Annotated in this window: 8 protein-coding genes; 4 read left to right on the top strand and 4 right to left on the bottom strand. The window is 41.9% G+C overall.

Translation table 11 applies throughout. From position 1 onward, the window contains the following. The 4 genes from KAH81_02925 to KAH81_02910 form a co-directional block, all read left to right on the top strand. Positions 1–416, top strand: a 416-nt coding sequence (locus KAH81_02925) for a hypothetical protein (GenBank protein MCK5832601.1), incomplete at its 5' end; no start/stop codon positions are given. 4 nt (positions 417–420) lie between these two features. Then, positions 421–969 (top strand): restriction endonuclease, encoded by a 549-nt coding sequence (locus tag KAH81_02920; protein MCK5832600.1) that lies wholly within the window; start codon positions 421–423, stop codon positions 967–969. Further along, positions 969–1733: a phosphatase PAP2 family protein gene (locus KAH81_02915; GenBank protein MCK5832599.1), complete on the top strand. Its 765-nt coding sequence runs from the start codon at positions 969–971 to the stop codon at positions 1731–1733. The genes KAH81_02920 and KAH81_02915 overlap by 1 nt, the downstream gene beginning before the upstream one ends. 1 nt (position 1734) lies before the next feature. Beyond that, complete coding sequence (locus KAH81_02910) at positions 1735–2583, top strand: hypothetical protein (GenBank protein MCK5832598.1); 849 nt, start codon at positions 1735–1737, stop codon at positions 2581–2583. Between the two features lie 80 nt (positions 2584–2663). Here KAH81_02910 and KAH81_02905 read toward each other — a convergent pair whose 3' ends face one another. The 4 genes from KAH81_02905 to KAH81_02890 all read right to left on the bottom strand — a co-directional run. Continuing rightward, a complete protein-coding gene (locus KAH81_02905) occupies positions 2664–4505 on the bottom strand; it encodes an amino acid permease (GenBank protein MCK5832597.1) in 1842 nt (613 codons plus the stop codon). Between the two features lie 18 nt (positions 4506–4523). Next, positions 4524–5741, bottom strand: a complete 1218-nt coding sequence (locus KAH81_02900; GenBank protein MCK5832596.1) for an electron transfer flavoprotein subunit alpha — start codon at positions 5739–5741, stop codon at positions 4524–4526. Positions 5742–5787: 46 nt separating this feature from the next. Then, positions 5788–6717, bottom strand: a complete 930-nt coding sequence (locus KAH81_02895; protein ID MCK5832595.1) for a PorV/PorQ family protein — start codon at positions 6715–6717, stop codon at positions 5788–5790. A 19-nt stretch (positions 6718–6736) separates the two neighbouring features. Then, positions 6737–7072, bottom strand: a 336-nt coding sequence (locus KAH81_02890; protein MCK5832594.1) for an SPOR domain-containing protein, incomplete at its 5' end; no start/stop codon positions are given.

The raw sequence follows: 7072 nt of genomic DNA, 5'->3' as shown, positions 1-7072 counted from the left end.
CTGTTTATACAGATATAAAAATCCCAGAAATAGCAAAGGTTGGAGAAGTTCTTTCGTTTGATCCATCGAATACTATTAAGGTTATTCGAGCCAGAAATCCATATGATCCCAATGTATTTGGTGTTGTCGTGTTAGACTCTTTTGGGCAAAAGCGCATCGCGATCGGAGGGGAAGTCGATGTTCTAATCGATAAATCCTTATTGTTTTTTGAAGCCGGCGTTTGGTTAGTAACCTCTGGCTCGACAGGCAGAGCTATGCCCCTCGAAGAGGGCTTTCCACTTAAAGCTGTTGTGATCGGTATTACACTTGAATCCTGGTCTTCTGATAAAAACGATTCAATTTACACAGTAAAGACTTTCCTCACCCCAGGGGAAAGAATCACTCCCAAAAAGCATCTACCTTCCCGCGATGAGTAAATCCTTGAAATTTTGGTTATGGCTTTTATTAGCTCTAATATTATTCTTCTCCACTGCTTTTTTAATTAAGCAAGAATTCTCTGTAAAAACTGTCGAGGCATTTCTAATTTCGTTTATCATTGTCGGTATAATATGGATTGTTGGCTTACGATTAATAATCGGAAATAAGAGGCCTCTTTCTGGGAAAAAGCTCAGAAATCCACATATGGCTACATCTGAGGAGTTTGAACAGCTTTGTGCCGAAATTTACAGTCATAAAGGCTATAAAACAGAATTAACACCCAAGGGCGGAGATTACGGAATAGATGTTATTGCACGAAAAGGAAAAGAGACAATTATTATCGGGGCAAAGCGTTATGCTCAAAATCACTCGGTGAGTAATCGTTGGGTGCAACAACTACTCGGTGCGATGCATAAGTGTAGTGCTGATAGCTCCGTTCTTATTACAACAAGCAAATTTACAAAAAATGCTATCGAACAAGCTAAAAATGCCCCCATCGAGCTAATCGATGGTAACGACCTAAAAACTATTATACATCGATTGTGGCTATAATGAAATTTCACACCATACTAATAATACTAGTGCTTTCCTTCTCTTCTTTCGCACTAGATTTTTATCAAGAGGCTATACACTGGGGATTCATAGGTTTTATGGGGGCTGGCACTTATGCATTTTCGCAAACAAAACCTTTTTTTAATGAACCAATATTCGATGTTAGCACAAATTCTCCTCTTGCAAAAACTGAGATTTCACCCGGGATTTTTTATTTATCAACTTCAGCGATTACGGGGCTTGTTTTTTTAGCTCCAGTCAAACAACTTGAACGGGATAATGCCCTTTTAATAAAATATAACCATATCAAAGGATTTGTGGCGGCAACCGCAGCAACCTCGATGTTAACAGGATTCTCAAAGGATTTATTCGGTATTTCCCGTCCTGATGCGGATGCCCGTATCAATAGTGATTATTCTGAGCGCCATACTAGAGATAGTTTCCCAAGTGGGCATTCAAGTTTCGCATTCTGTAACGCTACCTACTCAGCGTTATATCTATGGAAACATGTTGGAGATAATAATATGAGTTGGACTCTGGCTAAAACAACCACTACAGCGAGCCTAATAGCTGGAGCCACAGCCGTGGCTTGCTCGCGAGTCGATAAGCGCCACCACCGCACTTCCGATGTTGTAACCGGGGCTTTTTTGGGTGGCGCTGTAGCTGTTGGGACATTTATATTACAGGAAAACCATTCTGGTAAACTTGAGAATATTTCATTAGAGGCTACTAGTTCAGGAATAGCAATAACTTGGAGGTTTTAATATGATAAAAAAAATGCATCTTTCATTGTTGATTTTTACTATTTTTATTTCTGTATTATTTCTCTCATGCAGAAGTGTTAGTAAGGAAGTCTTATTCCATAGAGATGCTTCCGCCGAATCACTTAGAAACGGCCAAATCGCAAATGCCCTCTCTCATATTGATTATGCCGCAAACGCTTGCAATAATCTTGAATGCCAAACTCAACTCTATCGTTGGATGATAGACTATGGCTTCGAGCGCAAAAATGATGTCTATCGTTCGCAGGGCTACGAGCGCTTGACTCTCGGTTTATTAGATTCCTATTTAGAGGAAAATGCTGAGGATTTATTCACTGCAAAAATTGTTGGAGCGGAATACCTTGCATGGGCAGATAGCCTCCGTGAGAACCGAGGCGATCTTTTTCCGTTAACGTCGGCACTGCTATTAAATGCCTCAGTAAATATCTACGATAGACCTGATAGTGCACTCGGATTTCTCTCCGATGTTTTCAAAATCGGTATAGATTATGGTGAAAAAGAATTGCCTACACATCTGAGGATTGCAATTGGTAAAAGCAAAGCTTTAATTGACCAAATCTATGTTATGATGAATAAACACTTTGAGACAGCTAAAGAATACTTAAAATCGGATTCCCCAGAGGAGGCTATCGATGGCCTTCTATACACTTTTAGGGTTTCCGCAGCGCTCAATGAGGCTCAAATAGCGGGATCGGCTTCAGTCCTTTTAGCAGAATATTACGATAGTATTGGAGAAAAAGAATTGGCTGCTAGATGGACCGCAATCGCTCTTAGGTGGAAAGGGAATGCTTCATATAAATTGAATAAAAATAACGAGTTACCCGCTGAATAAGGCTCTGTTTTATTGCATTATAAGCCGCGCTTTTAAGGTGTAGGTTATTTTCGATAGCCAGCTATCATCAGAAGTAAAAATTATTCTTCCATCAGAAGCAATTGGACTAGATCATCCTTATTATCTGCTTGAATCCATTTATCTATGAATTCAGGATCCTCTGCACGCCTAGCTATCTCGGCTAAAAAGCGGAGGTGTTGTGTTGGTTTCTTTCTATTTCCAAGTAAAATAAATATGGCATGAATTGTTTGGTCTGCCATCGGAAAATCAATACCGGTAACGCTGCGAGCAAATACAAGATTAAAATCCTCAACTTCATCTAAAAGAAGATGAGGCAGTGCAACTCCAGCTTCAGCAGGTGTCTCGCCAAGATGGCTTCTTTCTAATAACGCTCCGAGTATCAAGTCCGAAGAAATACCACTTTTTTTACTAAGTAAAAGCGAAGCGTGGTGCAGAAGGTCCTCCACTTTGCTTTTAGAACGGACTTCCAGAAATTCGGCACTATTAACCATCTCAGCAAAAGGATCATCGCGCCGTAAACCTTTCTCCTTGAGTAACTGACGAAGTTCCTTATCGAGTCCGAGAGCATGGGCATCCTGAGCAAGAAGTCGTTCAGCAACGCGTTCTGCAACCTTCGCCACAGCAGGAACCCCGCTAACCCTATGGCGCACATATAAATTATACCAAACAATACCTAATCCGATCAATATAAGAGTGAACATTGTGGACATTAGACCCATTTCGGGAATAAGAACAACTGCAACAATGATACCGGCTATTTGCATATAAGGATAAAATGGGCTTTTAAAACCGGGATCGTAGCTCTTAAGGCCGCTTTCGCGCATAACCAAAACAGCTACATTGATAATTGCGAACACGATGATTTGGAAAGTGCTTGCTAGCTTAGCAATGGATTCTACATCGACAGCCAGAATAATAATAATAATTATCCCCGAAGTTAGAAGAATTGCGTTTTTGGGAGTTTTCCTTTTTGAAAAGCGAGAGAATACATGCGGAATAGCCCTGTCCCGTCCCATGGCTAGTAAATATCGACTTGCTGATAATAACCCGGCATTACCAGTCGTTGCAAATGCAAGAATTGCAGCTATTGAAATAGAGATCACGCCTGCTCGTCCAAGGAAAATAGCTGCAGTGTCGGTGATAGGAGTTAGGCTTCCATAAAGTTCCTCCTTTGGTAGAACCCCAACCACAACATAAACTCCGATAGCATAAATCGCAGTGACAACAACAAGAGATAAAAGCATACCAAGAGGTAGATTCCTTGCAGGATTCTTTACTTCTTCTGAAACGCTGGCGACTTTAGTCAATCCTATAAAACTGACGAATACAAACCCCACCGTAGGGAGAATCGATCCCCAACCAAATGGTGCAAAAGGCTTAAAACGATGGCTTTCAACCACCGGAAGACCCTTTCCAATAAAAAACGCCAGGATTACTAGAAGGATCATAACCATACCTATTTGCAGCCACCCAACCTCCTTTGTACCTATGAGGTTAACTCCAGTAAAAATTAGCGCGAAAACAACGGCTAAGAGAATTGGATCTATGTTGGAGATTACGGAAAAATATACACCGAGTCCGATCAAAGCTATACTACATTTCAGGACTAAAGCCAGCCAAACACCAATACCGTCTATCGTCCCAAACATCGGGCCGAGACTCCGGCTAATAAAGAAATATGTTCCTCCTGAACGTGGCATAGCAGTGGAAAGTTCTGCAATTGAAAACAGCGCAGGAAGTATCATGAAGCCTGCGAGAACATAGGCGATTATTACAGCAGGCCCGGATTTTGAGGCAGCTATTCCAGGAAGAAGAAAGAAACCCGAACTGATCATCGCTCCAGAGGATATAGCGAAAACATCCAGAAGGCCCAATGATTTTTTAAGACTCTTCTTCCTCATAAGCTCCCTTTAAACCAATTATTTTGCCTGTAATTCCTTTACTAACGCAGGCACAACATCAAAAAGATCACCAACTATGCCTATATCTGCGATATCGAATATAGGCGCCGATTTGTCTTTGTTTATCGCTACAATATAATTCGAGGTCTGCATGCCAACCTTATGTTGAATAGCACCACTGATTCCACAGGCGATATATAGCTTCGGAGCAACAGTCCTGCCGGTTTGGCCGACTTGTCTATGATATGGAACCCATCCGGAATCGACAGCGGCTCTACTTGCAGCGATAGTCCCACCAAATATAGCGGCAAGTTCCCTTAAAACATTGAAACCTTCTTGACCACCCACTCCTCTACCCCCTGCGACTATAATATCGGCATCGGTCACGGGGATTTCCTCTTCAGTAGATTCATCTATCCGCTTCAGAAGAGCTTTAGCAACTCGAGCTATCTTGATTTCTTCAATCTCTATCTTAATGATGTCACCGCTTCGGGAATCGTCGCTTAAAGCCTCGGTGAAAACCTTATGCCGAACTGTAGCCATCTGGGGACGATAGTTAGGGCAAGCGATAGTCGCCATGATATTCCCTCCAAAAGCAGGCCTAGTTTGAAGCAAAATGCCTGTATCTGGATCGATATTAAGATCGGTGCAATCGGCAGTGAGACCGGTTTTTAACCGAACTGCTAAGCGAGGTAAGAGTCGCCTTCCCGAAAGTGTTGAACCACCAAGGAAAATTTCTGGCTTATATTTGTTTACTATATATGCAATAGCGTCGATATATCTTTCTTCGAGAAAATCGCTAAACTCAGTCGAATCGACTATAAAAACCCTATCAGCACCGTGTTTAATAGCATATTCTGCTAGATTGGCAACACCATTTCCCAATATCGTTATAGAAAGTTGCACTTTTTTTCTATCGGCCAGTTGTCGCGCTATATTGAGAAGTTCAAGCGAAACAGGAGATAAATCTCCGTGCGCCTCGACCTCACCCCATATCATAACACCGGCGTAATCGTTAAAATCGCCAGTAATATCCTCGATTTCTGTATCTTGTTTTATTATCGCTGAAACGGGGCATTCATCGACACAAGCACCACACAGCGTGCAGCTATTGTAGTCTATAATAGCTTTCTCGTTATCTAGCGATAATGCGCCAAACAGACATGAGTCAACGCATGCACCACAATTTGTGCAAAGCCTTTCGTCGATATAAATTTTCCGGTTTAAATTGGCCATGATATATTCAAAGTTAATAATTTTTCATTAACAATAGTGTTCTGAACTACTTTGATGCAAAACCATCGTAGGCAAAGCCAAATCTATGAGTAAATCCGAGAACACCAAAGTGCTGGAAGGAATAATCGGCATATATTCCCTTATAAATAATCCCGAATCCAGCCGTGATGCCATTGAGGTCTTCGCCATCCGCCAAATCACCAGATACCTTGGGGCGAATTCGATAACCCGCACGAATATAGAGAGGTTTTAGTTGTATTAGTTCAATACCAAAACCACCCGAAAAACCAGAATCGCGATAATAATCACCTTGAGCCAGAGCATAAAGAGGTAACCCTTTCAGACGATAACTCGCTCCCAATAGAACACCTGTAGCAAGAGTATCTTTAACCTCGGAATAGCTAGAGACTTGCGTTCCGAGGTTTTTTACTGTCAAACCTAAATGCCCTCTCCCCCTATCGAATTTATATTGCGTCCCGAAATCGACAGCAACAGCCAAAGCGGAGAAGGTGTCGATAGAACTGCTTGCAACAAAAGGCGCTATACCAAAGGAGAGGTTATCTAATATTTCTCTACTAAATAATAGCGCTAAAGCCATATCTGTGCTGGAAAAATCACCGATAATATTCCCATAATCGTCGGTTTTATCCATCGTGCCGTAACTCAAGTATTTCAGTGCGATGCCAAGTTTTCCAAAGGCAAAACCCTTTTGCGCCATCAGATGTCCCGTTGTTATTCCCGCATATAAGCTTCCGAAACCAGTGCTTACAGAAAGGTCCTTTGAAAAATTCATTGCAGCAGGATTTGAAAGAAGACCATTCGGACCCTCTGAATAGCCTACACATGCGCCTCCTAGGGCTGAAGCCTTAGGCGAAAAATCAATTTTTAAAAATGTCATCCCTGAAGTCCCTGCATTATCGTAAACTGCAAAAGAGGTGATAACTAAAGCTAAGGCGCATAAAAGAATTTTTTTCATAGATATCCTCAATTAAATCCTATTCGGGCATTTCAACTACCCTACATTCAAATTCGCGCGCAAGAGCATCGGCTTGCGCCGCTGCTTCCCCTTTCGTAGCAAATTCCCCGCCGAAAATATAAAACATAGTCGTTTCATCATTCGCTTTGGGAACTATCCATACGCGAAAACCCTCTTTTCGGACTTTTATAGCCATCTGCTGCGCGAGAGTTTCCATCTCGAAGGCACCAAATTGAAGCGTCCAGGCCCCAGCGACTTCTTCAGTAGGCTTTTCAGCCACTTGTTCCTCATTGCTACCCGGTAGTGTAAGTTCAACGAACCGCGAAAGATAATCCATCTTCGATACAATCTCCAC

The organism is bacterium (genome assembly GCA_023145965.1).
In the GTDB taxonomy this organism is placed as follows: domain Bacteria; phylum UBP14; class UBA6098; order UBA6098; family UBA6098; genus UBA6098.
Note: the sequence above shows the minus strand (reverse complement) of the source record. Positions and strands in the feature narration are given on the sequence as shown.

What these genes read in the sequence shown, in the direction of transcription:
- KAH81_02915 (MCK5832599.1), top strand. Translation starts at nt 969, where the DNA reads ATGAAATTTCACACCATACTAATAATACTAGTGCTTTCCTTCTCTTCT.
- KAH81_02910 (MCK5832598.1), top strand. Translation starts at nt 1,735, where the DNA reads ATGATAAAAAAAATGCATCTTTCATTGTTGATTTTTACTATTTTTATT.
- KAH81_02905 (MCK5832597.1), bottom strand. Translation starts at nt 4,505, where the DNA reads ATGAGGAAGAAGAGTCTTAAAAAATCATTGGGCCTTCTGGATGTTTTC.
- KAH81_02900 (MCK5832596.1), bottom strand. Translation starts at nt 5,741, where the DNA reads ATGGCCAATTTAAACCGGAAAATTTATATCGACGAAAGGCTTTGCACA.
- KAH81_02895 (MCK5832595.1), bottom strand. Translation starts at nt 6,717, where the DNA reads ATGAAAAAAATTCTTTTATGCGCCTTAGCTTTAGTTATCACCTCTTTT.